Origin of the sequence: Enterococcus sp. DIV0236 (assembly GCF_050558525.1) — a bacterium.
Taxonomy (GTDB): Bacteria; Bacillota; Bacilli; order Lactobacillales; family Enterococcaceae; genus Enterococcus; species Enterococcus faecalis.
In genome coordinates this window covers 1002730-1029404 of sequence record NZ_CP187891.1, presented here as the reverse complement: position 1 = coordinate 1029404, position 26675 = coordinate 1002730, and the positions used below count along the sequence as shown (strand labels likewise).

Sequence of the window (26675 nt, the reverse complement as noted above, 5' to 3'; positions counted from 1 at the left end):
CATTACGGTTTTATTTAAAAATAACAGCATTAAAAAGCGCTATAGACCATTTATAAAGAAATTATTTTCCCTGCTTCTTTTTCCATAAAAATACTCTTTTCTAGATATTTTAAAGCATTTTATAGAAACGTTTCACCAAAATATGAACATCTTTTTCTTAAAAATAATTCTGTTAAATAACAGAAAAAAGTCTGGTCAATCCGACCAGACTTTTTAAATATAGATAGTAAAATGTGTAATTTCAGGGATCACCCCAAAACGGGCATGAATGGCGGTCGTTCCTAAGCCTGTATTAACATATAGTTGCGTTTCTTGGTCCAACTGATACAATCCTCTGGTATACTTTTCTGCTAAAACATTTGTGATTGGATAAAAAGGAATCCAAATTTGTCCGCCATGGCTATGTCCTGCTAAAACTAACTGTGTACCCGTACCAACAAATGCATCCGCGACATCTGGTTCATGGGTCATTAATAACGCATAGTCATACGTTTCTCGATAGGATAATGTTTCTGAAACGGAAGGATTTCCTAATAACGAGTCATCTAAACCACCAATAAAAAGACGGCGTCCATCTGCTAAGGTTACTGTTTCTCCTTGGTTTTTCATAACAGTAAAGCCACTGGCCTCCATGACTTCATCATACACCGCAGAAGCACCGCCACCATAATCATGATTTCCCCAAACTGCATATTTTCCAATTGTCGCTTGTAACTGTTTTAACTTTTCAATCATCGGTTCTTTTTGTTGCGGATTTTTGGCATAATTGTCAAATAAATCACCTGTAAAAACGATAATATCTGGTTTTTCACGATTGACTTTTTTTATGACTTTATCTAACCGCTTCGTCTCATAAAATTCTGAAACTTGTATATCCGAAAGTTGCACAACATTCAATGGTTCTCGTTGATTTTTCTTTCCCAAAGTCACCTGATTAACGTGAACTAAATTCGGCTCAATCTTCCACGCATAGATTGGGAGTGCGATAATTAAGAAAAAAAATAAGAGCATTATACTTAAACCAATTTTTTTAACCACATCACTCGCTCCTTTCTTTTCTTTGATTTCCGAAGACTTAGTATAGAGAAAAATCTTCTTAACCACAATCTAAAACAAAGGAAATTAAGGCTTTGTTAAACAACCTAAAGAATTTCCACAATCTCTTATCCTTTTCTTAGCTTTTTTATAAAAAAAGCTAGATAATTTCATCTGTCGATGAAATTATCTAGCTAGAACATTCTTCTCTTAATGATGATGTTTTCGAAACGTTTGATAACCAATTAAGCAAAATAAAATCCCCAATAAAATCATTCCAGTTACTGAAAATAAGCCTGCTAACATCTTTCGCATCCTCTCTGTTGCTAATCTTCCTTATTTATAGTCACTATTTCTTGTTGTAAAATTGGTTGAAATAGACGACGTTCTGCTAATTTTCTTGCTAAAATTGCTTCACTTTTTTTCGTAAAGATACCTAAGTTATGGCGCTTGCCTTTCAAAGAGATATAAGCCAGCCATTTCCCAGAAGCGGTCTGGCTCACCCCTTTGTGTCCACTGCTATTATTTTTGGGGCGTTTACTTTGTAACTTCCCTGGAATTACGCCAGCAACTCTTTGTCGGTAATCCTTCTTTTTACGATGACCGCAACTTTTGGTATGGCCATTCAACAAATTTTCACAGCGAACCCAGCAAGATTGTCCGCACGAACACAGACAATACGCTTTCATTGTCTGTTGAATACTTTCAATCCGTACCACGACTAATTCATGATAGTTTTTTTTCAACATTGTTTGATAGCGATGGTGAGCACATTTCGTTCGATACCCACGAATTAGTTGTCTTCTTGAAGCTTCTGCATAGCTCCCACAAGAACAGCGACAGGCCCAAACAATCAGCCCTTCTTTTCTTTTTGCCGTTGGTGCTACTACTGTCAACTCACCAAACTTTTGGCCAGTTAAATCTTTATAGTTACCTGCTTGTCTCAATTGACTATCCTTCGTATTCTTGTTCTCGCCACATCTCGATTGGGTCTCTCTCATAGTGCTCATTTTTCTGAGTCTCTCCCTTTCTTAGTTCTCTGACCACCTCAGCAAATACTTGCCAATCTTTTGTTTCCGGCAAATGACGCCATGTCAATTGACGACACCGTACTTTCGAACTATAAAAATCGGACAAATACAAATCGGTTTCTAAGGTTAATTTGTGATCAATCATGACATCCATATAATTGAAAGAAGCAATAATTTTTGCAATAAAGCGGTTATAATCCTCCCCACCAGAAAAATCAACAAATACATGAATCGTTTTTTCAATTGCGCAAAAAGACCGGTCATTTAACAAACAAAACATAAAATCATAATATAGATGCACGCGTTCATACATTAAAAATCGTTTTTGATGCAGCGACTCTGTCTTTTGTATAAAACCATCTAAGGCGCGATGAATTTGAGGAAACCGCTCTTCAAAGAAACTGCTCTGCTTGGCGGGAATAAATGCAGCCACTGAAAAGTATAGGCGGTCCCAGCGATAACAAATCAACTTTAATTTTTCTTTTGTTTCCACCGTAATTCGCTTTTCAAAGAAAGGAATAACACTATTCATATGATCAATAAATTCGTCTAACATGGTTAACTTATCTGGAAAAACAATCGGACTATCAATGTATTCATTTAAACTTAAAAAAAGAAAAATATATGAAGTCTCTTTGCCAAAATCCTCTTTAAAAAGAGGTGTTTCGCTTGTATAGATTTTTTCAAACGCGTGCTGTAAACAGCTAGGCACATGAACTTCCGTAAAAGAGTCCACTACATGATCAGAAAATACACGAAAACGTTGGATCGTTAAAAGAATAAATAGTTGTGCGCTTTGATTAAGACTAAACGTTCTTTGATACATCAGTTGTAAATCGTTTATAAATCGTTTAATGCCAGGACTATTTTCCAGCAAAATGTTAGGCAGCCTTTCTTGATTACTTCCATAAAAATAATACAAGCATTGAAAACAAAAACTTCGGATATTTTTCTCTTCTCCAACCAAGCCTGTTGACTTTAATTTAATATGCCAATTAGCTAAAATCAGATTTAGTTTATACGAGAAGGCATAAATTTTGCTTTTGCTCATAAAATGAATTTGAGAAAATTCTTGAATCGTGTGCTTTTGATAGAGGCCCACATCAAGAAGCAACTTGGCCATTAGTGATTGATCAAAATAATATTTTCTTAAGGCTTGATAATCAATTTGCGATAATTTTTGCGCACTAATCAGTCCTTTAGCTGGAAAAAGAATTTGACTCCTTGAAGAAATCTGTGTACATTCATAATTTATTTGACGGCACAACGATTCTAACTTTTGAGTGGATAAATCAAAATATCCATAAAATTCTTCTTTTAATAATGGACCTTCACTATTCATAAAAGTTTGATAAATAAGTAATTTATCTCGGAATTCTTGGTCTAATAATTCATCTAACAAAGTAGTCACATTTTCAACTCCAAACTATCACGCCTTAAGTATCTATTTTTTTAACAAGACGTGAGTGTCAATCTTGCTTATTTTTTCCACAAATTTAAAAATGATTCTTTCAATATTTAGGAATCTTCATAGAAAAGTATTATTTTAACCAAAAAAAGCCCCCTTGCGTCACCAAGGAGGCTTTTTTTGTTATTTTTTTACTTTAAATTTAAAGAAAAGCTGATTTGTTTGACTAATTTTCTGTTTTTTTTCTAGCCTATTCGTCAAAAATGATTGAAACTTTTGGTTCGTCTTCTATACTATCTTCCTATAAAGTTCTTACTCTTTTAAGTATCAGCTTCTGTCAATAAAAGTCCTCATTTGGCATTGCTAATCTGAATACAGTATGACTACTTGTTGCCGCTATTTTTTGCTGTTATTTTACTCTTTAATTGAAGCGCTAGAAACGCTGTCAACTGTTGGCTTGTCGGTCGCTGACTCTTCTTCATGGACTGATGCACTTGATACACTATCTGCCGTTTCTGGCGCTTCTTTTTTGGAGGCACCACTGACTGCATCGACCTTTTTTCCACCGACTAATTCTTGCCCAGTTTGTTTTAAATACCAATCAACAATTGGTTTAAAGTCTAAAATATACTCATTAATTCCCGCGTAATTTCCATTATCATCATACATCGCTTGATAATTATGCACTACATAGGTATCTGGTCCGTGCATTGGAACATGAACGCGAATAGCATCTGTTTTTCCTGACCGTAATTGTTGAATCACCCATTCTACATTTTTCAATGCTTTTGGTGGATGGCAATTCGCTAATGGATTACCAACCTGTCCTGGTTGCCGTTTAGCAAACATTTCTTCAGCAGCCATTTTTTTATTGTAATATAAAAATTGATTATTACTGTCTGCGTAAGTCAATTCCATTGGCATTGATTTTAAGAAATAATTTAGCTGATCTACGGTTAAAATGCCTCGATCTAATTTTACGTATGTGTCGCCTTCCACAGCCTGAACCGCTTCTGCTGCTTGTTCTACCCAATCATCTGCTGCCATATCAACCCCTTCGATCGTTGTTTCAATGGTTCCTTTTGCATGTAAATCTTCAGGTAAGTCTTTTGGCTTAGCCCCTTCTAATTTTGAAATCACATCAATGAATTCCACGAATTTTTGTAATGTACTTTCTAAAAATTGACGTGTTCCCTCCGCAATTAAGTTGCCGTTTTCATCAAATGCTTCTTTCGCTTTCCCTAATAAAAACTCGTTTCCAGGCATCACGATCGCATTGACACCAGGTGCATCAAGAATTTGACGGAGATGTAATTGCGCACGCGAGGTTCCTTGATCATAATAAGAGCATCCAACAATCATTACTGGTTTATTTTCCAGCGGATGAATTTTGAAAGATAACCATTCTAACACACTTTTCAAACCGGCAGGAATGGTATGGTTATGTTCGGGTGTCGCAATAATTACGCCGTCTGCTTGTAAAATTTTGCGATTCATATTCTGAATCAAGACACTGTTCGTTTGATCCTTACTTTGATTAAACATTGGAATATCTTTAATTTCTAAAATTTCCAAGTCGAACATTTTATAAAACTCTTTGCCAATATATTGCAGTAGTAACCGATTATAAGAAGAATCAGCGTTTGATCCGACGATCCCAATTAATTTCATTTTATTCACTCCATTTCGTTAAATCGTTTCCCATGAGAAATTTTCTGCTTCTTTTTTATTTTGCGCATGCGCATGTTTCAGCTGTTCTGTAATTTCAATAAATACACAAAAATCTGCAAACAGACCAGCTAGTTTATCTATTTGTTCTGAATCTTTTAACGCATTGTTTTCATCAAAAGCTTGTAAGGAATGCGCTAATAGAAATTCAGAGCTTGGCATAATTCGTGCTTTCAATTCAGGAGCATCTAAAATTTGACGCAGATGCGCTTGTGCTCTAGAGGAACCTAACGTGCCATAGGATGCACCAGTAATCATAACTGGTTTATCAACAAACGGAAAAATCCCGTAAGATAACCAACTTAGGGCATTCATCAAAGAAGCCGGCACCGCATGGTCATATTCAGGCGTACTGATAATGACGCCATCTGCTGCTTCAATTTTTTCAGCAACCGTTTTAACTATTTCTGGCAAAACTTTGTCTTCTGGCTTGTTAAACATAGGAAAGTCAACAATTTCAACTAGTTCAATATCAGCCTCCTGCGCAAAATAGTGTTGCATAAATTGCAAAAGTTGACGATTGGTTGATTGCTCTGAGTTCGTTCCTACTAAGCCGATAATTTTTTTCATAATGAGCTGTCCTTTCTTTTTCGGTTCTATGAATGGATAATGTGAAGAGTATCTGCTAACCCGCTGCTATATAAAATTTGCTGGTCTTGTGTAATGATGACTCCTTCAATCCCATCTAGTTGATTGAGGATTTCAAGCGCTTCTGGAATTGGATAACCAAATAAACGCGTTGTCCAAATCTCACCATCCACTGAAGCATCCGAGATAATTGTGAGGCTGGCCATTTCAGTTTCCAATGGGTAACCGGTTGTCGGATCCAACAGATGGTGATAGACTCGCCCAGCTTCGGTTAAACTTCTTTCATAAATGCCCGACGTCACAACCGATTGATTAGCCACTTCGACAAGTAAGCTGATTGTTTCTCTGGATTCTTGCGGATTGCGAATACCAATTCGCCATTTTTTGTTTTGATGCGTAGAGGGCCCCAACGTCACAATATTGCCGCCCAGATTAATCAAAGCAGACGTCACATGGACTTCTTTCAAATAGGCAATTAGTAAATCAGCGATATAGCCTTTTGCTAAAGCCCCCAGATCTAATTTCATTCCTTCTTCTTCCAAAAAAACCGTTTGTTTTAAGGGATTTAAGTGAATCTTTTCTGGATTAATTTTTTTCAAACAGGCTTTAATTTCCTCTTCTGACGGGACACGGGCATCTTTAAAACCGATTCGCCATGTTTGAACTAACGGGCCAATGGTAACATTCAAATGACTAGCTGGATCACAACTATGTTTTTTCCCTAATGCAATTAATTGATACAACTCTGGATGAACGCTGACTGGTTTTTGCCCAGCTTGTTGATTGACAGCCATCAGTTCCGAAGTTGAATCATTTGCACTAAAGCGTTGTTCATAAGTGATCAATCGTTGATGCACTTCTTCTAGAATTTTTTCAGATTCTTCATGGTCTACAAATACATCTATTACTGTGCCCATCAAATAAATAGTTTGACTTTGTTGCACCTCAAGACTTCCTCTCCACGAAAGATTGTGTTTTATTTCACATTTATTCACAAATGAATCATACGCCTTTATTTGATGCCAGTCAAGTCGTTTATATATTTTTTTATATAAAATAACGACCTTAAAATTTTCATTTAAGGTCGTAACTTGTCTTGAACTCTTTTAAAAAACGCTTTTTTTATTATATTTTGAAAATAAATATATAATTTTCTATATAAACTAATTTCCCTTAGATAAAATTGTTTCTTTCAATGTTTGAATTGCTTCCAACAAGATGCGATTTTTATTGATTTTTGCATACGCGCGGGCATCTTGTAGTAGTTCTAAAATTTGCTCTTGCGGCTTTTCTTCAGCTAAGGCATTTTTCGCAAGTTGGAAAGCTGCTCTTGCCAAGTAATACGTGACGTGATTATCAGAACAGATGGAAATCGCATACTCTAACAAAGCATCACTTGTTTCTAAATCGCCTTTTTCTGCATAAAAAACACCACAGTGAAAGACAACATTTAATACTCGCCAAGTATCTTCCATTGATTGAATAGTATAGAGATAAATTTCCTTGAAGACCTTATTGAAATAAAATTCGGCTTTCTCAATTTCGCCTTCTTTGGCATAGGCCATGCCAATTCCAGTAAAAGCTAACAAACGGTAAATATCGCTCGTGTATTTTTGCTCTTCAAACAGAAGTTTTTCAAAGGTAAATAAGCAATCCATCAACGAAGCATTTTGAAAAATCATGACAAAGCCTTGTAAATAATAATATTCTAATAACAGTTGGGAATCTTTGATTTCATCAAAAGGAATATTTTTTAAAATTGTTTGCAATTGGTCATGTTCGCTGGTAATCAAGAAGAATTCTGCTTCTTCCATTTTTTCAAGAATTTCAGGTTGTTTAATCCCTACGCGCGGGAAGAGTTCCCCCAAAGGTAGCTCTAAACGATTACATAGTTGGATCAATATTTTTAAAGTTGGGACTTGACCATTCTTTTCAAAGCGACTAACCGTAACTTGCGTACAAATCCCTTTAGCCAATTCACTTTGCGACAAACCACGTGCTTTGCGTTTTTCTATAAACCGTTGTATATTCATTGCTTTTCCTCTCATTCTCATCTTCTCAAACTTACTATAATACAACTTACCTTAAAAATATATATAGAAAAAGAAAAATGTTTATAACAAAAAAGAACACAGACAACTCTTTCATTAAAAGTTTGTCTGCGCTCTATTAGAACCTGAATCACTAAACGTCAATCCAGCGTTATTTAATCAATCCGATACGTCCTACTTGTTCTGTTTAGAGAGCTGCTCTTTTTTTAGCTTCTTTCACAAACGTATTCATGGCCTGATATAATTTTTCCTTGATTTCTTTGAGATTAGCTTGTTGTAATTCTTTATTGGCAACTAACTGTTGACCGTTCACCCAAACGGCTTCAACATTGCTAGCATTTGCTGAATAAACCAACGCTGAATAGGCATCAAAAATCGGAAACATATTAACTGATTGCGTTTCAATTAATGTTATATCCGCTTTTTTGCCCACTTCCAATGAGCCGACTTGCTCCGCCAAGCCTAACGTTTTAGCGCCCCCCATCGTTGCCAGATAAACAATTTCTTTAGCAGGAAACAAAGAGCGATCTTGGTGTGCTGTCTTATGAAAATTCGCAACCATACGCATTTGGGTGAATAAATCTAATGTATTCCCACTACTAGGTCCATCCGTGCCTAAACCGACAATAATCCCTTGATCAAGCATTTGCTTAATCGGCGCTACGCCTTTGGCTGATTTAGTATTCGCACCAATACAATGAGCGACACGCGCTTTTCCATTAGTCGCAGCTAAACTCGCAAGATCTTCATCTGTTGCCAAAATACAATGCGCTAAAATAAACGGCTCGCTCAAATAACCCAGTTCTTCTAAGAAAGCAATTGGTGTTTTTTGATAGGCTTTTTCAAACTCAGCCATTTCATAAGTCATTTCAGCAACGTGCATGGTCACAGGAACTTGGTATCGCCGACTAAGTTCAATAATTTTTGCTAACACTTCTGGTGAGTTGGTATTCGGTGCATGCGGCGCAAGCATAGGCGTAATCAACGGATGACCTTGCCACTTGCGAATAAAGGTTTCCGCGTAAAAAAGACCGCCTGAAGGTTCTGGACTATCACAAGTGGGCATATCAATGATCGTCTCTCCGAGCAAAGCACGAACACTCATTTTTTCACAACTTTTAGCAATTTCATCTTCAAAATAATACATATCACAAAAGCTCGTAATACCACTCAGTAACATTTCAGCAATTGCATAATCACTACTGCATCCTACTAATTCTTTTGTCATGAATTGTTCTAATGGAAAAAGAAAACGCCGGAGTCGATCTGGCACATCGTCTCCTAACGAACGAAACGGAATCATGCCTACATGGGTATGGGTGTTAATCATCCCAGGCATTAAAATTCCATTTTGACCATCGATTACTTGATTTGCAGCCATTCGCTTTTCATCAAGTGTGGTCATTGGTGCTAATTCCACAATTGTGTCTTCTTCAATCACTAAATAGCCGGCTTTGATTTCTGAAAATTGCTCATCCATTGTTAGTATATGCACATTTTTAATGAGTGTTTTCATGCAAAAGAACTCCATCCTCTGGAAAAACTAATGGATAGAAACGTTGTGACTTCGTATCCATCATCCCAAAATCTGTCACTTTAATGGCTGGCGAGACAGGCAATGATAGTGTGGAAAAGGACATGATTTCATTCATATTTTGATAGCCTAACGCTTGCATAGCTTGTCGAACTTTTTGTAAAGAAGCGCCTAATTGTTCAATCGGTGCTTGCGATAAAATCCCACCAATTGGTAAAGGACAAGTTGCCATCACTTGCTGATCCGAAGCAACCAAATAGCCGCCTTGCATCGCTAATAATTCATTCTGCGCTAACAGAATATCCTCAATCGTATTACCCATCACCATTAAATTATGATGATCATGGGCCCAGGTTGTCGCAATGGCTCCTTTCTCGGAAAGGGGTTGATCCATTAAAGAAAAAGAAATATTACCATTTTTTCCGTAACGTTCCATCACAATTAATAAGGCACAGTTGGCTTTTTGCCATTGCAACAATCCATTTTCAACAGGAATTTCTTTTGTAATTCGCTCTGTAAATGTGCCAATTTCTTGTTTTTGAATCACATTACAACGAACTGTTTCTTTTGTTGTAGCCACCTTTAAAAGTAAATCTTCTTCTGTTAACCTTTTACATTGGATGGTTTGTTGATAAGTGGCTGGAAACTCTTCGATTTTTTCTGGATAATGGAAGGGCTCGCCTTTTTCAAAAACGACCTTTCCAGATTTATAAACCGTATTAATATCAAAACTTTCTAAGTCATTTAATAACAAAAAGTCAGCTTTTTTACCAGGTGCAATTTCGCCACGATCATGGAGACCCATTCGTTTGGCCGGCGTATAAGTTGCCATATAAATGGCTTTTTCGATAGGCAACCCTGCTTGAACGGCTTTTTTGACATTTTCATTTAGATGACCTTTTAGCAAATCATCAGCCATCACGTCATCCGTGATAATACTTGCATAATTGTAGAAGTCATTGTCTACTATCACCTGAATGTTTTCAGGAGTGATTGATTTATTTTGAAATTGAATAAAGACGCCCGCTTCAATCTTTTCTTTTAACGTTTTAGGAAATTGATGGGTATGATCTGAAGTGATACCACTATATAGAAAATCTGCTAACTCTTGATCTTCGATTTTAGGACAGTGGCCTTCTAAAGGCATGGTTGGTCGTTGTTTTTGACACAAATCGATAATTTGACGAATTAAAGAATCTGGCTCATAGGAAATCCCTTTAAAATTCATGGCTTCCCCTAAACAAATCACTTTTGGCTCTTTGAGTAATTCTGCTACTTCTGCTAAGCCGATAATCCCACCAGTTGTTTCTAATTCGGGAGTGGTCGAAGGAACCGAGGAAGGAATTGCGTGAAAGATATCTAGTTCTGTTTCAGCGGCCATAAAAGCTTTTAAGCCTTCTAAGCCAAATACGTTAGCCATTTCATGGGCATCGGCAATCACCGTTGTCACACCGTAACGCACTACTGCTTTGGAAAAAATAGTAGGTGTCGTCATGGAACTTTCAATATGCATGTGTGCATCAATTAAGCCGGGAATCATCCATTGATTCTCGGCATTAATTGTTTTTTTGGGCTGCAAATTGACGTTCTCTTCTTCATAAATGTAATAAAATTTATCATTTTTAATCGCAACATTTCGTTGAACGAATGTTTGAGTGACTGTTTGATACAGCCACACATTTTTTAGTAATACATCGACGTTCATTTTGTCCCTCTTTTCTAAAACTATTGATTCATCGTCCGGTTCCATTGATCAATCCAATCCGCTAGTTGACTATTAATAAAATTAAAATCGACTGTTTTGGCACGTTCGGCAATGGCACCATATGTTTTATTTTTCGCTTCTTTTTCGCTTAGCGTTACTTGTTGATTTGTAGGTCCTTCATTTAATGAAATCGCTTTGGCCTTTTGTGATTCTTCACTAATCCGTGCGTTAACAAATTTAAAGGCGGTTTCTTTGTTTTGTGCTTTTTTAGGAATATTGACTGTATTATAGTTGGCATACGTGCCGCTTTCTGGGACGACATACGTCACGTTTTCTGCTGCGCCTTGAATAATATCAACCGCAAAATCAGCAACCACAGCTGCTTCAATTTCACCAGATTGGAACATATTAGCTAAGTCTGACGATTTTGAATACGTTTTAACAACGTTTGGTTTTAATTCTTTCATCGCTTCAAAAGCGGCCTTCCCGTTATCTTTTGTAATATCTTGACCAGCATGTTCACTGGCAACGTATAACATTAAAGGACCTGCCGTCGTGGCAACGTCTGGAACAGAAATTTTACCTTTCAAATCAGCTGACCATAAGTCATCCCAGTTTTTAATTTCTTTGCCTAATTTTTCTTTGTTGTAAACAATCCCGATACTGTTTACAGCGATTGGTACGCCAGCACCACTTTCAAAAACCTCTTTTGCTCCCGGCGTTAACTGACTTAAATTAGGTACTTCTTTTTCTGTAATTTTTTCAAATAACCCTTCTTTTCCACCTTGTGCTGCATTTGCTTGTGCTAATTCAATGACATCAATTCCCGCATTGGGATTATTTTTTAATTTCGTAAAGCGGTCTGCGCTATTGCCTACTTCTAAGGTAACTTTCGCTTCATTCTCTTTTTCAAACGGAGCGATAATGTCTTTTTTGACAATATCTTCACTTAATCCGAAAGTTGAAACGACTAAAGCATTACTTCCACCTTTGCTCTCGCTTTTCGTAGTTGCTTCGCTGTTTCCACAAGCAGTCATTAATAACGTTGCAGCGACTAATGTCCCTAAAATTACGCGTTTTTTCATTTTTAAATCTTCCTCCAAAATGGTTTTTATTTTTCTAAAATAACTAATTTCTCAGCTGGAAAAGCCAAGTGAATGGTTTCGTTTGTTTCATATAACTGTTCACTTGTTCCATTAACCAGCAATGTACCTAACGCTGTTTCCACTTCATATTGATAGCTTTTCCCTAAAAATGTTCGGACAGCGACAGTACCTGCGACAGTATTAGTAGCAGCTTCTGAAACAATCTCAATGTCCTCTGGACGAATCGTTGCCACCGTCGTTGTAACATTTGGTTCAGGATTAGTCGTTTTCACTATTTGATTTGTTTGTGTCCGATAATGACCGGCTTCCATTTTTTCGACAGAGAAAAAGTTTTCAAAACCGATAAATTCAGCGACAAACTTAGTACGAGGCAAACGATAAATCGTTTCTGGTGAATCATATTGTTCAATCACGCCATTATTCATAATGGCCACTTTATCTGAAATAGAAAAACATTCTTCTTGGTCATGTGTGACAAAAACTGTCGTAATGCCTAATTGTTGTTGAATCCGTTTGATTTCAATCCGCATTGCCACTCGCAATTTTGCATCTAAATTACTCAACGGTTCATCTAGTAGTAATAGTTTAGGTTCAATAATCAGAGCACGTGCTAGCGCAACCCGCTGTCTTTGACCACCAGATAATTGTTTTGGATAACGGTCGCCCAAGCTTTCTAAACCACATACTTTTAGCATTTCCGTGACTTTTTGGTCCATGGTTTGTTTGCTTTCTTTGCGTAATTTCAACCCAAAAGCGACATTTTCTGCAATCGTTAAATGGGGAAATAACGCATAGCTTTGAAAAACCATCCCGAAGTTTCTTTTATGGACAGGAACCTTTGTTAGTTCTTCTTGGTCAACGAAAAACTGTCCGTCGTTTGGCTTAATTAATCCAGCAATCACTCTTAGCGTAGTCGTTTTACCACAACCACTCGGTCCTAATAAAGAAACTAATTCTCCTTTTTCCATTGAAATATTTAAATCTTTTAAAATATCTTGTTTTCCGTCATAGCTGACGCGAATATCTTTTAAATCCACAAAAGTCAAAATTTTCTCCTCTTTCTATCTCGTGCTTCTTCCATGTTTTAGGCAATGGAAGCTAGTCCCAACGTTTTTTCAATTAAAAACATTAAGCCCATTGTTAGTAGCATCAACAATACAGAAATTGCTGAAACAGTTGGATCATAATTGTATTCCATATAACTTAATAAAGAAGTAGGCAGCATCGTCACACCGGGACCTGATAAAAACATCGATACAGGAACATTGTTAAACGAATTGACAAATGCTAACATAAAGGCTGCAAAAATTCCTGAAGACACATTGGGTAAAACAATTTGAATAAAAGCTCGCAATCTTGTACAACCTAATGTCCAAGCTACTTCTTCCATTGAATAATCTAGTTGTTCCATACTTGACCCAACCACTCGAATAATATAAGGCAAACTAATTAAAAAATGCCCCATTAATAATCCTTGAAAGACAGGCAAACCTAATTTAATAACAATATATTGAAATAACGTATACCCGACCACAATTCCTGGAATCACAGTTGGGGATAAGAAAAAGCTTTTAATAAAGTTGCGCCCGCGAACGGAATAACGTGCCAGCGCATAGGAAGCCGGAATCCCTACTATTAATGCTAAAACAGTTGCTAATACCCCAATCAACAAGCTTAACTTAAAACTGTCCATAAACGTTTCCGATTGTAAGGCTTTGGCGTACCAATCTAAAGTAAATCCTTTAATCGGAAATTGAATCGCTGCGGCTGTTCCAAAAGAAGTCACCACAATCAAACATAATGGTAAAAATAAAAACAGAAAAACTAGAATTGCAATAACAGATAGTCCTTTTTGCTTACGCATGATTTGCTTCTCTCCGATCTACTTTCTTAGCGACCATGTCTAGGCCTTTCATCACAATTAATGTTGTTAAAATCATAATAAATGCAAGAACACTCGCCGATTGCCAATCACCTAAAGTATTAGCCTTTTGATATAAGAAGGTCGACATCATCATTTTTTGGTTACCACCTAACAGCTGTGGCGTCGTATAAGCCGTTAAAGTTCCTGTAAACACTAATATACTTCCTACGATGGTGCCTGGAATTGATAAAGGTAAAACAATTTTCCGAAAAGCCGTCATTGGATTGGCGCCTAGCGTCTCAGCCGCTTCTAGCATTTCTCCTTCAATGTTTTCCATAACCCCAACTAAGGTCATAATCATTGTCGGTAAAAATAAATACACTGAACCGATAATAATTGCAAATTCTGTATACAATAAATTCAGCGGTTGCTCAATTAAGCCTGTTTTTAATAACAACGTATTCACTACACCGTTTTTTCCTAAAATGTTAATCCAAGCAAAACTTCGAATAACTGAATTGGTTAATAGTGGAAACAAGGTCATAGCCATTAAAAAGCCACGCCATTTTTTGGAAACTCCAGCAATAAAGTATGCCGTTGGAATGCCCAACACGATTGAAATACCCGTCACAATTAACGAAACTCTTATCGTTCGCCAGAAAATTGAAACATTATAGTCATCTTTAAAAAAAGTAACATACTGATTTAGTGTCAAGCCATGATCAGTAAAAATGGTTGGCAAAATGCTAGTAATTAATGGAATCATTAAGAAAAATAATAATAGTACTAGCCCCGGTGCCACAATTAAATAAGGAACTTTCTTGTTCATTCGTACACTCCTCGTTCGTTTTTTCACTTCATCAGTATACGCAAGGAAAACGTATATTTCAACACATTTTCATCTTTTTGTTCGTTTTTAAACCCGAACGTTCGTATATTTTTTCGAAAAAGGTTATTAAAAAATAAAACACGAACATTAAACAAAAAAAACACAAACAAGACTGTTTGTGTTTTTTGTCAACTTTTTTATTTATCACTTAATTTTCTTGGAACGTTTGATCCTTTTCCATCATTTTCACTATAATACCATCTTGATACACCTGATAATATCCGAACAATTCATTCTCTTTTGAGACACTATTCTTTTCAGATATAATTTGAACAACATAACTTCCTTTATTTGACTGCTTAAACGTATAATGAAACGCCGAGTCATTCGTTGGTATCCCTAAACCATTTTGTAAAAATTCAATCGCTTCCTGTTTAGTATAAGATTCTGCTTCTAATTGCGTTCCTAAATGCGGATTTTTTTGATCAACAAATTGTCTTGCTTTGTCATTATTAGCAGACTTTTCTATAACGACTTCCTGTTGCGAATTCCTACTTCCTGAACAGCCAGATAATACAAATAAAATCATCAACAACCCCAAACACTTACTCAAAGTTTTCTCCTCCTCTCCATTTTGATTAGTAATACTTGATGATTTCTTTTATATTTTAGCATGCTTGATATAACGAATTGTGCTCAAAAAAGACAGAATCAACAAGTAAAAATTGTCGACTCACCTTTCTCAACTAATATTAAAAACTATTTGTCTCAATATTTTCGAATTCCCTGTAAATTACTGATAAATAAAAATAGCTCCTTTTGCGTATACTTATATTATCAGCACCTAAAGGAGGAACTTTCTTGAAGCAAAAAAATCTACTCACTTATCAATCACTTGCAGCCTTGTTGCTAGTATTCAGTCTCTTTAGTTTTGACCCATCGGTTTCTTTTGCCACCCGTTCTGGAAAAACGCCTGTTTCAGTTGAACTAGAACTTGGAGGGCTGCCTGGTGATGAATCGGTTGACGATGCCATTGATCCTGATTTAGAAAATCCTAACACTAGTTTTGACTTGCTCTTTATTCCGAAAGAATTTACTTTTGAAACCCAAGCGATTTCTGGTGATTTAACGGCAGTTCCTATACGACCTTCTGAAGGCAATACTCATACAATGAGACACTTCGGGATGGGGGATGTTCGCGGAGCCTTAACTGGTGGTTGGCATGTCACTGCTGAAATCCCACACATGCGAAACGAAGCTCATTCTTTACTAGGCATCATTACGTTTCAATTAACAGGCGGCTATGCTCGCTATGACAAAACGTTAAGGCGTTTCTTTATGACAAATACAATGTATGGACTGGATTTTTCAGAAGATCCTGCTGCACCCGACTTCCCGACCAACCCAATTATTATCGGTAACGGTGCGACTTTAATGAGTAACGCTGGTGATAGAAAAGGACAAGGAATGTGGAGCGGCCGCATGACCGATATTTCTCTTGCAATCCAAACCCCTGTTTCACAATTATTTCCTGGCGCATATACAGGTTCGATTATCTGGAATTTAATCTCTGGACCTGCATAAAATAAAAAAGCGCTTAGAAAACTAGCGGAATCACTACTCTTCTAAGCGTTTTTTTATATCATAAGGACTATTTGCTCCTTCTATTTGTCTAAGCATGCTTTACCACTTTTCGTTTAACGAATCACTTGGCCCCAACGGTAATCAAACTGATACTCTTGATTACCATTATTCAGGTTAATTTTGTATAAATAACGCGGGACTTTAATGAATAACGCATCCTCTACTTGAAAAGCTTCAATAGGTACATTTTCTTTAGTTAAAAGCAACGGTGTTTGCCACTCGTATGTTTTTTTCTGCCAATTGTATAAGCCAACTATCGCTTGATTACTTTGTCTTTTCTTGTATGACAGAACATAATAATTTGCTTCATCTTTCTTGCCTAATAAAACTGGTGCTATTAGTTGCTCTTCTAGTTTTCCTTGCACTGTTGTACGCTCTTCCGATGACAGCTCTTGACCAATTTGACTCTCATTTGAATCTACCGTCCATTTAGGCGCTTCTTGTGTTTGAAAGACTTCTTTGAAAGTTGGGTCTTGTTTTAACTGCCAATTTTTCAAATCTAATTGATAATATCGATTGTTTAATCCATAAATATAGAGATAGCGATTATCCATAAAACGATAATCAACGAAATCAGAGCTTAAATAGTCTTTTAATTCAGGGAATTTCTTCACTAAATCTGCTTCAGAAAACTGTTTTTTCCCTGTTTTTGTATCGAGTAAGTAAATGGCCTCGTTATCAGCATTATTCAAAACCACATATTGATCTGTTTGACCAATTAAATAATCACGCCAACCCAAACGTTTACTCCACATTCGTTCGCCCGTCTGACTATTAACAGAAATCACTTGGAACAATGAGTTACTGGTGCTAATGCCATTCGTTCGTCCATTTGGAATAATCATTCGCTCTATAGAAGTTAAGCCTTTCGTTTTTTCAGAATAAAACGTCGCACTTTTCTCTTCAATCGTTACTGAACGAAACATTCCGAAAAAGATTAAACCAGCAAAATGTACCACTGCAAGATAAACCAATAAAATTAACGCATAGGGAACCAGTCTCCTTGTACTCCGCCTTCTTATTAAGGAAATAACCAAAATACCACTAATTACTATAAAAATAATTGCTACAATGATAACAAAAATATCATGATAGAGCCAACCAGATAATTGCCAACTTCTATAAAGTGTGTCCATTACGCCATCCTTTCCAATTGTTATTTGCTTATTATAAAAAGGATACTATTTTTTTTTGAAAAATAACAACAAAAAGCGACGAACAGCAATAAGCCCATTCAAGTTGACTAACTAGGTCAACTTGAATGGGCGTAGAGAAATGTACCTTGTTATTCAGTTATTCCGCTTCTTCAATTGCGGACAAAGCTTTTGCAATATCAATTTCTTTATTCCGATAATCAGCATCATGAACTGGAAAATGCTGTCGCAATTCTGCTGTTTCCATCCACGAAACAGTCCCTTGTTTAATGCCAAAATCAAGAATGTGCCCACCAAATTGGTGATCCTCACTGATAAAGTGCAAATGAAACCCTGCGGCAGAGGCACCATGAAATAATTTAGGTGTAAAGAACCCTACAACTGTTCCCTGAATATTCTCCGCTGTAAATTCAGGTTGATTGCGTGCTGCTTCTACAAATGGTGGATATGGTTTTTCTTGTTTAGGTGCCACACGGACATGCATCTTCGCAAAAAGACCGCTAATTTTAATTGCCGCAAAAAAATTAGGACTAATTTTTTCTAAAATTTGTGCTTTAATATTTTCATCGGTTTCCGTTGATACAGGGAATGCGCCATCTTCTTGAAAACGAGTAACTGCGGCATATGGCGTTAATTCTTCGCCTTCTAGAATAGTAATTTCGCCAGTTTGATTTGCATGATACAATGTACCGTCCAATAAAATAATTTCGCCATTTGAGCCTTCTAATGTCCCAATTCCAAAATCACCTTGCGTGAGTAACGTACCAATTTCTGCCGTTCCTGCCATCAAACTTTCCATTAAACCGCCTAGCGTACCATGTTGATAAACATATTGTTCGCTCATTTTTCCATCTCCTAATAAAGTTGATCTGGTAACAATGTTTTACCTAATTCTTGATTATCTGAATAATCCACAGGAACATCAATAATCACTGGGCCTTCTGTTTGCATTCCTTCTTCTAAAGCTGCGGCAAATTCTGCTTGTGAATGTACTCGAACCCCTTTGGCTCCAAAAGCTTCAGCATATTTCACAAAATCAACTGGACCAAAATCTACGCCAGAGGATCGATTATATTTCATTTCTTCTTGGAATTTAACCATATCATAACTACCATCATTCCAAATAATATGCACGATATTTTGCTTTAACCGAACCGCTGTTTCTAATTCTTGCGCTGAAAATAGGAAACCGCCGTCCCCAGAAACAGAGATAATTTGTGTATTTGGACGAACTAGTGCAGCTGAGATTGCCCAAGGCAAAGCGACACCTAATGTTTGCATACCGTTACTAAATAATAAATGACGCGGTTCATAACTTCTAAAGTGGCGAGCCATCCAAATGTAGTGGCTCCCTACATCAACAGTAACTGTCATTTCATTCGTGGTTTTTTCTTGAAGCGTTTGAACAATTTCTAATGGATGTAATCGATTTTCAATTGTACTTGTTTTTACTTCTTTAATCGTTAATTTTTCTTGAAGCGTTTCTAAATAATCTTGCGCATCTTCTGTTAATATTGGTTCACTAAATGCTTCTGATAATTTCAAAATATTTTTAGACATATCACCAATTAGCTCTTCTTCCGGTTGCATATATTGATCAATTTCCATTTGAACTTCATCAATAACAATAACGCGCGCATCTTTTTCTGCGTTCCAATTACGTGCCTCATATTCAATTGGGTCATAACCAATCGCAATCACTAAATCACTTCTTTTTAACAAACGGTCCCCAGGTTGGTTTCGAAATAAACCAACACGCCCAAAGAAATGTTCTTCTAATTCTTTTGAAATAATGCCTGCTCCTTGGAACGTTTCCACGACTGGCAAACCAGTTATAGCAACCAATTCACGAATGGCTGCGGTAACTTTTCGTGCAGAGGCCCGCATTCCTAAAAGTAAAACAGGTAATTTCGCTTGCTTGATTCGTTCAGCTAAAGCTGCGATTGTTTCTGCTGATGCATGGCCCAGTTTCGGAGCCGACAAAGGCTTAATCGCTTCGCCTGTCACCGGACTATCTGTGACATCTTGTGGGATCGATAAGAATGTTGCGCCTTTTTTCGCTGTTTTGGCGATACGGTAAGCATTGGCAATATTTTCAGATAATGTTTCTGGATCTTGAATTTCTGTACTGAATTTTGTTATTGGACTAAATAATGCAGCATTATTCATGCTTTGGTGAGTTAATTTTGACAAATCGGACCGTTTCACCTGTCCAGCCAATGCTAAAACAGGGTCCCCTTCTGCAGTCGCAGTTACTAACCCAGTTGCTAAATTGCTGGCACCAGGTCCACTAGTTGCAATAACTAAGCCAGGCTCTCCCGTCAAACGACCAATCCCTTGTGCCATAAAGGCTGCATTTTGTTCATGTCGAGCTAAAATTAATTCTGGACCTTTGTCAACTAATGCATCAAAAACTCCATCAATTTTTGCACCGGGAATCCCAAAAATATAGGGCACTTCGTGATTGATTAAACTTTCTACTATGATATCTGATCCTTTTTTACTCACTGTTATACCTCCGATTAAAATCTGTACTAATTACAAATACAAAAATACCACTAAAATTCTAATTAATCAACAATGAAACACCTTGAAAACGTGTAATATACTAATTCGCATATTTTAATAGAATTGAGATATTTCAAAAGATTAAGCAAAAATAATGCAAAATACCTTAAAGTTTTATAGTCTTTCAACAATTATTATATACTTCTTCACTAAAAATTAGTAAGATTAACCTATAAGAAAAAAATCACAACCTGTGATAAATTATTGGAGGAAAAATATGTCAAAAGGGAAGAAAATTTTTGCCATTATCTTTGGAATTATCTTGGTTCTATTTCTTGCAGTTGTTGGAATGGGAGCAAAACTTTATTGGGATGTTTCTAAATCAATGGATAAAACCTATGAAACAGTAGAACGATCTAAAAAAAGTCAGGTCAATTTAAACAATAAGGAGCCTTTTTCTGTTTTATTATTAGGGATCGATACAGGCGATGATGGGCGTGTCGAGCAAGGTCGTTCGGATACAACAATTGTTGCAACAGTTAATCCTCGTGACAAGCAAACAACCTTAGTCAGTCTTGCTCGCGATACCTATGTAGATATTCCAGGTCAAGGAAAACAAGATAAATTGAATCACGCCTATGCTTTTGGCGGGGCATCTTTAGCAATGGACACAGTTGAAAACTATTTAAACATACCTATTAATCATTATGTTTCAATTAATATGGCTGGTTTAAAAGAATTAGTCAACGCGGTTGGCGGAATCGAAGTGAACAATAATCTGACTTTTTCTCAAGACGGATATGATTTTACGATTGGTAAAATTTCATTGGATGGTGAACAAGCACTCTCCTATTCAAGAATGCGTTACGAAGATCCTAATGGTGACTACGGCCGCCAAGAACGTCAAAGAAAAGTGATTGAAGGCATCGTCCAAAAAGTCTTAAGTCTTAATAGCGTGAGCAACTATCAACAAATTTTAACAGCTGTTTCTGATAATATGAAGACAGATTTAAGTTTTGATGACATGAAAAAAATTGCCTTAGATTATCGCAGTGCCTTTGGTAAAGTGAAACAAGACCAACTTCAAGGTACTGGTTTTATGCAAGATGGTGTTTCCTATCAACGTGTGGATGAACAAGAATTAACTCGTGTCCAACAAGAGTTGAAAAATCAATTGAATACAAAATAAAAATAAAACCCACGAGTACTATAAATACTCATGGGTTTTATTTTCTCTTCTATTAACGTTCTTGTTTCACCGCTTCTAAAGCCGCTGTATTAATAATATTCCAAGGTTTGTCAAACGCTGGTTGGAAGAAGAAGTCCGCATAGGCTAAGTCTTCAATCGTCATTTTGGCTTGAATCGCTAATGAAATAGCATTAATGTTTGCAGTTAAATCTGCTTTCGACATTAATTGAGCGCCTAAAATTTGTGTTGTTTCAGGATCATACACTAATTTAAACCAAGCTTTTTGTTTGTCTGGATTGAAGTCCATCAAGTAGTCTTCTACTACTGTCACCGCTTTTGTTTCTTTTCCTAATTTTTGAGCCATGACTTCGTTAATCCCTGTTGAAGCAAATTTATAATCAAAGACGGCCAAGCCAGAAGATCCTTGAACACCAGGGAAAGGTTTAACTGGTTCCTCTAGGTTTTTCACAGCAAAGCGACCTTGTTTACGAGCATTCGTTGCTAAGGCAATATTTACTTCTGTGTCTGCAGGATTGTATTTAATTAACGTAGCATCCCCTACTGCAAATACATCCGGCTCACTTGTCCGCATGTATTCATCCGTCTTGATTAGGCCATTCGGATGTAATTCCAAGGTACCTTTTAACCAAGCAGTGTTTGGACGGACACCAACCGCTACAACGACCAAATCAGCATCGTACGCATTTTTATCTGTAACGACTTTTTGCACACGACCGTCGCCTTCGTAACGTTCAACTGTTTCACCAGTTGCAATGGCAATATTATTAGCTTCCATCTCTTCTGTTAAAACATCTGTAAATTCTTTATCTAGATATACCCCTAATGGACGATCTAAAATATCAATAACAGTAACCTTTTTGCCGGCTTTTGCAAATGCTTCGGCAGCTTCAATCCCAATATAACCACTACCAATCACAACCACATTATTGACTTCTGGATCTACTGTTTTTTGTTTTAATTTAATGGCCCATTGACGACCACGCATCAAGTAAATATTATCCAAATCTTTACCTGGAATATCTAATTCAAATGGGACAGCTCCGGGACTGATGATTAATTTATCATAATTTTCAACACGTTCTTCACCTGACACTAAATCTTTCACTGTCACTTGATGTTCTTTTGGTTGAATCGCTGTAATTTCAGTATTAGAAAAGACATTTACACCACGGCTCTCCATTTTTTCGCCAGTCATATAGCGAACAGAATTAACATCTTTCACTTTTCCTTCTAGGTACAACTGCATGCCACAAGACAAGAATGAGATAAAATCACCTTTCTCATACCATTGAATTTCTGCATCAGGATGAAGATTTAGTAATTCCTCTACCGCTTCATAACCTCCATGTGATGATCCTAAAACAATAACTTTCATCGCTCGTTCCTCCCATATAATATTATTTCTTACATAATAAAGAATATCATATATTCTCAAAAAATAACAAATAATATCCTCTTTTCCATTCTCAATTAAGTGCTTTAAATGAGAATAAAAAAGGAGTATCCTCTGTATTTCGCCACTTTTCAATTACTTTTTTTATTTACTAAAAAATAAAAAATACTAAATTCTCCGATACGATTGATAGGGACGCCCCACTTTTAAATAGCTATTTTTACTTTCTAAAAGGTTATTTTTTTCTAGAAACAACACATATTTGCGAACAGAAACATGTGAAAGCTGACTCGCTTCTGATAATTCTTGAATCGTAAAATAGTCGGTAAATTCGTCTATTTTTTTTAACAATAATTGTAATGTTGCTTGTGTTAGTCCTTTTTCTAAGGACATGTTTTGAAGAGCTTGTTCATTTTTACGTGCGTTTGTCTGTGAAGAATGAAACAATTGGTCCACTTTTGTTTGCGAAAGCTCCTTCGTTTCCAGCGTGAATTGAGCAGCTTTTTTCTGATAGTTTTCGATACTTTGTTGAAATCGCTCAAAAGAAAAGGGTTTAACTAAATAGTCTAAAACGCCTAAATGTAAGCTTCGTTTAACATTTTCCAACTCGTTGGCAGCCGTAATCAGGATAACTTCTGTATCAATTTTTTCATCTCTAATTGTTGCCAGATAGGTCAAGCCATTGCCATCTTTTAAATGAACGTCTAATAAAACAAGTACTGGTTGTTTTTCTTTCGTTAATTGTAGACCTTCAGCAATTGTTGCCGCCGTAAAAATAGTCGGTTGGTGAATTAATTTTTCAAGATATTTTTGATGTATATATGCAACCATAGGATCGTCTTCAATAATCAATAGGTTCATTTTCCTCTGCTCCTTCGTAATGAACATTTATGCGAATGACAAGCCAATTGTTTTGTTGGTTTTCCCAAGCCAATGTCGCTTCCGCATTCTCTAATAATCTTGCCAAATAAGAAGTGAAAAACTCTTGTTCAAAGCGTTCCAGTTGTTCTTTTGGATAAGCAAACGAATAAGTCGTCGTCAAACTTCCTGGCTGATAATCAATGGTTTCAATGATCTCTTCTGGCAACGTTTGCTCCATCAGGAAACGATGAATATAACGGTAGATAGCAATCAAATTTTGCGTATCTTCATCTCGTTTATTTGGTGGAATTTCTGGATAAATTTCAATAGCTAATTGTGTTTTAATTTCTGCAAACTTGATTCTTTCCCCACTTAAAAAACCTGCTAGAATAGGATTCCTAACCAAAATAGCTAAGCGCTGTGCAAATTCCTTTTCTGGTTTCAATAAATCGGCTAGATAATGTTTTAGCGCCTCATAATCTTCTAAATCGACTAAGCCATAAATGACATGCATCTTATTCATAAATTCGTGTGATTGACTTTGTAATGCCGAAGCATATGTTGTTGTGCTGACAAGCTGCTCTGCGACAATAAACGTTTCCGTCGCATTTTTCAGAAAGATAACATGCCCAATTGTTTTTTTACGGACATTAATCGGGGCGATTGAGACGAAATAATCCTGGCCATTTTGACGATAGAATTGCTCTGTTTTTGAATGTACGATTAATTTTTCAGGAGATAAAACCAATGCTGAAAGTTTCTTTCCTAGTAAATTTTCTTCACTATTTGTTATATTATGATACATTTTAGTTGCTTCAATATTTGCTAATAAAATATTTTGATCGGTATCAATCACAAGGATTGCGTCTTTCGTTTCCTCAAGCATGGCGTTTCGCTCTTCTAATAAACGAGCAATTTCTCTTGGCTCTAAATCGTGAAGTTGTTTTTTCAAATAATAAGAAACCACGATGGCTAATATAAAGCCAAAACCAACACTTAAAAGGACACTCACTGTGTAATCATTTTTTGTTCGTTCAATCAATTGTGAAAGCGAGGTCATTTTAATGCCCATTGCCACAACCCCAATTTGTTTTCCTTGATCATAGACTGGGACAAAACCTCGTAATGATTCTCCTAAACTCCCTTGACTAACAGACAATTGTTCCTCCCCTTTTAATGCTCGCACTTCATCGCCACCTTCAAAATGCTTACCTATTTTTTGGCGATCAGGATGTGTTAAACGAATCCCCTGCATATTCATAATCACGATAAAATCCAACTGATGGATTTCACCTAAACGAACCGTATACGCTTCCAATTTATCTGAATAGTGATCATTCTTTAAGGCTTCAATAACATTCGGTTCAATAGCCAACTGTTCCCCGACGGCTAAAAGTGCTTGCTCTTGGTTTTTACGAACTTCTTTAATTGTTTGGACCGTCGTTACTCCGTAAAAGAAAGTAATCATAATAATTAATGTTGCAATAAAAATCACTGATAAGAAGCACCATAATTTCCCGCCACGCTTCATTCCATCCCTCTTTTCTCTTCAAATAAAGTATAGCATAGGAAGATTTGGTTAAAAAACTTTTCTTTAGTTAAATTAATTAAATAATCTACTCTATAGAAAACGTTTACATTATGATGAATATAGATTAAAGTTATAGGAGGAAATAGCATGGAAAAGAAATTGCACGCAACAGCTGCTAACGAAACAGATTGGCGCAACAAATTAACCAAAACGAGGATTGGTTCGGTTACGTTACCTGTTTATCTTGTAACAGCTAGCATTATTCTTGTTACGGCTCTATTAGAACAACTACCAGTCAATATGTTAGGTGGTTTTGCCGTAATTTTAACAATGGGTTGGTTACTTGGAACAATTGGTGGAAATATTCCTATTTTGAAACATTTTGGCGGTCCCGCAATTTTATCTTTATTAGTACCATCAATTATGGTCTTTTTCAATTTACTCAACCAAAATGTCTTAGACTCAACAGATATTTTAATGAAACAAGCAAACTTTCTCTATTTCTATATTGCTTGTTTAGTTTGTGGAAGTATCCTTGGAATGAACCGCAAAATTTTAGTCCAAGGTTTAATGCGCATGATTGTCCCGATGGCATTAGGAATGATTTTAGCAATGGGCGTTGGGACCCTTGTTGGAACACTGTTAGGTCTCGGTTGGAAACATAGCCTTTTCTATATCGTCACTCCTGTTTTAGCTGGTGGAATCGGTGAAGGTATTCTTCCTTTATCCCTTGGTTATAGTGCCATTACTGGGTTGCCAAGTGAACAATTAGTGGGGCAATTAATTCCCGCAACCATTATTGGTAATTTTTTTGCTATCATGTGTTCAGGTTTACTTAGTCGTTTAGGAGAAAAACGCCCTGAACTTTCTGGACAAGGTCAGTTGATTAAAATTACCAATTCAGATGATTTAAGTGATGCTTTAGAAGAAGACAAAGCACCAATTGATGTAAAATTAATGGGTGCTGGTGTTTTAATTGCGTGTACCTTATTTATTACAGGCGGTTTATTACAACACTTAACAGGCTTTCCTGGTCCTGTTTTGATGATTGTTGTCGCAGCCTTTTTAAAATACTTAAACGTAGTACCGAAAGAAACCCAACGCGGATCAAAACAGCTTTATAAATTTATCTCTGGCAATTTTACGTTCCCGTTAATGGTCGGCTTAGGTATGTTATATATTCCTTTAAAAGATGTCGTAGGAATGCTTAGCTGGCAATATTTTGTTGTGGTAATTAGTGTCGTTTTCACTGTTATTGCTACAGGATTTTTCGTTTCACGCTTCATGAATATGAATCCCGTTGAGGCTGCCATTGTCTCCGCTTGTCAGAGTGGTATGGGTGGGACTGGCGATGTGGCTATTTTAAGTACAGCCAATCGAATGAACTTAATGCCGTTTGCACAAGTTGCGACACGTTTAGGCGGTGCCATTACAGTAATAACAATGACTGCTATTTTTAGAATGCTTTTTTAACTATAAGTGAATTATTTAGGAG

At 36.5% G+C, this 26675-nt stretch carries 23 protein-coding genes; 3 read left to right on the top strand and 20 right to left on the bottom strand.

Annotated elements, in window-relative coordinates; genetic code table 11:
* Positions 1–213: 213 nt before the first annotated feature.
* The 14 genes from IGK27_RS05115 to IGK27_RS05050 all read right to left on the bottom strand — a co-directional run bounded on the left by IGK27_RS05115 (position 214) and on the right by IGK27_RS05050 (position 15468).
* Complete coding sequence (locus tag IGK27_RS05115) at positions 214–1104, bottom strand: metallophosphoesterase (protein WP_002384670.1); 891 nt, start codon at positions 1102–1104, stop codon at positions 214–216.
* A 257-nt stretch (positions 1105–1361) separates the two neighbouring features.
* Positions 1362–2036: an AP2 domain-containing protein gene (locus IGK27_RS05110; protein ID WP_002386651.1), complete on the bottom strand. Its 675-nt coding sequence runs from the start codon at positions 2034–2036 to the stop codon at positions 1362–1364.
* Positions 1987–3477, bottom strand: a complete 1491-nt coding sequence (locus IGK27_RS05105; RefSeq protein WP_002380194.1) for a helix-turn-helix domain-containing protein — start codon at positions 3475–3477, stop codon at positions 1987–1989. Before IGK27_RS05105 ends, IGK27_RS05110 begins: the two co-directional genes overlap by 50 nt.
* Before the next feature lie 411 nt (positions 3478–3888).
* Positions 3889–5145 (bottom strand): NADPH-dependent oxidoreductase, encoded by a 1257-nt coding sequence (locus tag IGK27_RS05100; RefSeq protein WP_010820773.1) that lies wholly within the window; start codon positions 5143–5145, stop codon positions 3889–3891.
* An 18-nt stretch (positions 5146–5163) separates the two neighbouring features.
* On the bottom strand, positions 5164–5772 hold the full coding sequence (locus IGK27_RS05095; RefSeq protein ID WP_002357907.1) for an NADPH-dependent FMN reductase: 609 nt from the start codon (positions 5770–5772) through the stop codon (positions 5164–5166).
* Between the two features lie 26 nt (positions 5773–5798).
* Positions 5799–6734: an FAD:protein FMN transferase gene (locus IGK27_RS05090; protein ID WP_010706583.1), complete on the bottom strand. Its 936-nt coding sequence runs from the start codon at positions 6732–6734 to the stop codon at positions 5799–5801.
* A 219-nt stretch (positions 6735–6953) separates the two neighbouring features.
* On the bottom strand, positions 6954–7844 hold the full coding sequence (locus tag IGK27_RS05085) for a helix-turn-helix domain-containing protein (RefSeq protein WP_002399965.1): 891 nt from the start codon (positions 7842–7844) through the stop codon (positions 6954–6956).
* Positions 7845–8028: 184 nt separating this feature from the next.
* On the bottom strand, positions 8029–9357 hold the full coding sequence (locus IGK27_RS05080) for an amidohydrolase (RefSeq protein WP_010707668.1): 1329 nt from the start codon (positions 9355–9357) through the stop codon (positions 8029–8031).
* Positions 9341–11125 (bottom strand): adenine deaminase, encoded by a 1785-nt coding sequence (locus IGK27_RS05075; RefSeq protein WP_002409413.1) that lies wholly within the window; start codon positions 11123–11125, stop codon positions 9341–9343. The genes IGK27_RS05080 and IGK27_RS05075 overlap by 17 nt, the downstream gene beginning before the upstream one ends.
* On the bottom strand, positions 11101–12165 hold the full coding sequence (locus IGK27_RS05070; protein ID WP_002357914.1) for an ABC transporter substrate-binding protein: 1065 nt from the start codon (positions 12163–12165) through the stop codon (positions 11101–11103). The genes IGK27_RS05075 and IGK27_RS05070 overlap by 25 nt, the downstream gene beginning before the upstream one ends.
* A 26-nt stretch (positions 12166–12191) precedes the next feature.
* Positions 12192–13232, bottom strand: coding sequence for an ABC transporter ATP-binding protein (locus IGK27_RS05065; RefSeq protein WP_002384674.1), 1041 nt, complete (start codon positions 13230–13232; stop codon positions 12192–12194).
* Positions 13233–13270: 38 nt separating this feature from the next.
* The gene (locus IGK27_RS05060) at positions 13271–14050 is read right to left on the bottom strand and encodes an ABC transporter permease (protein WP_002357916.1); all 780 of its coding nucleotides are present in this window, start codon (positions 14048–14050) and stop codon (positions 13271–13273) included.
* Positions 14043–14879: an ABC transporter permease gene (locus IGK27_RS05055; RefSeq protein WP_002382189.1), complete on the bottom strand. Its 837-nt coding sequence runs from the start codon at positions 14877–14879 to the stop codon at positions 14043–14045. Before IGK27_RS05055 ends, IGK27_RS05060 begins: the two co-directional genes overlap by 8 nt.
* A 208-nt stretch (positions 14880–15087) precedes the next feature.
* Positions 15088–15468 carry a hypothetical protein gene (locus IGK27_RS05050; RefSeq protein WP_002392180.1) on the bottom strand — a complete coding sequence of 127 codons (381 nt, stop codon included), beginning with the start codon at positions 15466–15468 and terminating at the stop codon, positions 15088–15090.
* 230 nt (positions 15469–15698) lie between these two features.
* Here IGK27_RS05050 and IGK27_RS05045 point away from each other — a divergent pair, with 230 nt between their 5' ends.
* Positions 15699–16463, top strand: coding sequence for a WxL domain-containing protein (locus IGK27_RS05045; RefSeq protein WP_025189709.1), 765 nt, complete (start codon positions 15699–15701; stop codon positions 16461–16463).
* A 113-nt stretch (positions 16464–16576) separates the two neighbouring features.
* On the opposite strand, the gene IGK27_RS05040 is transcribed toward IGK27_RS05045, so the two are convergent.
* The 3 genes from IGK27_RS05040 to alsS all read right to left on the bottom strand — a co-directional run bounded on the left by IGK27_RS05040 (position 16577) and on the right by alsS (position 20185).
* Entirely contained in the window at positions 16577–17659 is a 1083-nt protein-coding gene (locus tag IGK27_RS05040; protein ID WP_002357921.1) for a PA2928 family protein, read from the bottom strand.
* A gap of 157 nt (positions 17660–17816) precedes the next feature.
* On the bottom strand, positions 17817–18521 hold the full coding sequence (gene budA / locus IGK27_RS05035; protein WP_002357922.1) for an acetolactate decarboxylase: 705 nt from the start codon (positions 18519–18521) through the stop codon (positions 17817–17819).
* A gap of 11 nt (positions 18522–18532) precedes the next feature.
* Positions 18533–20185, bottom strand: coding sequence for an acetolactate synthase AlsS (alsS, locus tag IGK27_RS05030; RefSeq protein WP_002357923.1), 1653 nt, complete (start codon positions 20183–20185; stop codon positions 18533–18535).
* Between the two features lie 277 nt (positions 20186–20462).
* Here alsS and IGK27_RS05025 point away from each other — a divergent pair, with 277 nt between their 5' ends.
* Entirely contained in the window at positions 20463–21374 is a 912-nt protein-coding gene (locus IGK27_RS05025; protein WP_002397190.1) for an LCP family protein, read from the top strand.
* 52 nt (positions 21375–21426) lie between these two features.
* On the opposite strand, the gene IGK27_RS05020 is transcribed toward IGK27_RS05025, so the two are convergent.
* The 3 genes from IGK27_RS05020 to IGK27_RS05010 form a co-directional block, all read right to left on the bottom strand.
* Positions 21427–22770: an NADH peroxidase gene (locus tag IGK27_RS05020; protein ID WP_010818344.1), complete on the bottom strand. Its 1344-nt coding sequence runs from the start codon at positions 22768–22770 to the stop codon at positions 21427–21429.
* A 186-nt stretch (positions 22771–22956) separates the two neighbouring features.
* A complete protein-coding gene (locus tag IGK27_RS05015) occupies positions 22957–23649 on the bottom strand; it encodes a response regulator (RefSeq protein WP_010818343.1) in 693 nt (230 codons plus the stop codon).
* A complete protein-coding gene (locus IGK27_RS05010; RefSeq protein ID WP_033626343.1) occupies positions 23630–25180 on the bottom strand; it encodes a Spo0B domain-containing protein in 1551 nt (516 codons plus the stop codon). The genes IGK27_RS05015 and IGK27_RS05010 overlap by 20 nt, the downstream gene beginning before the upstream one ends.
* Before the next feature lie 147 nt (positions 25181–25327).
* On the opposite strand from IGK27_RS05010, the gene IGK27_RS05005 reads away from it, so the two are divergent.
* Positions 25328–26653 (top strand): 2-hydroxycarboxylate transporter family protein, encoded by a 1326-nt coding sequence (locus tag IGK27_RS05005; protein ID WP_002357930.1) that lies wholly within the window; start codon positions 25328–25330, stop codon positions 26651–26653.
* The last annotated feature ends 22 nt before the right edge of the window (positions 26654–26675 follow it).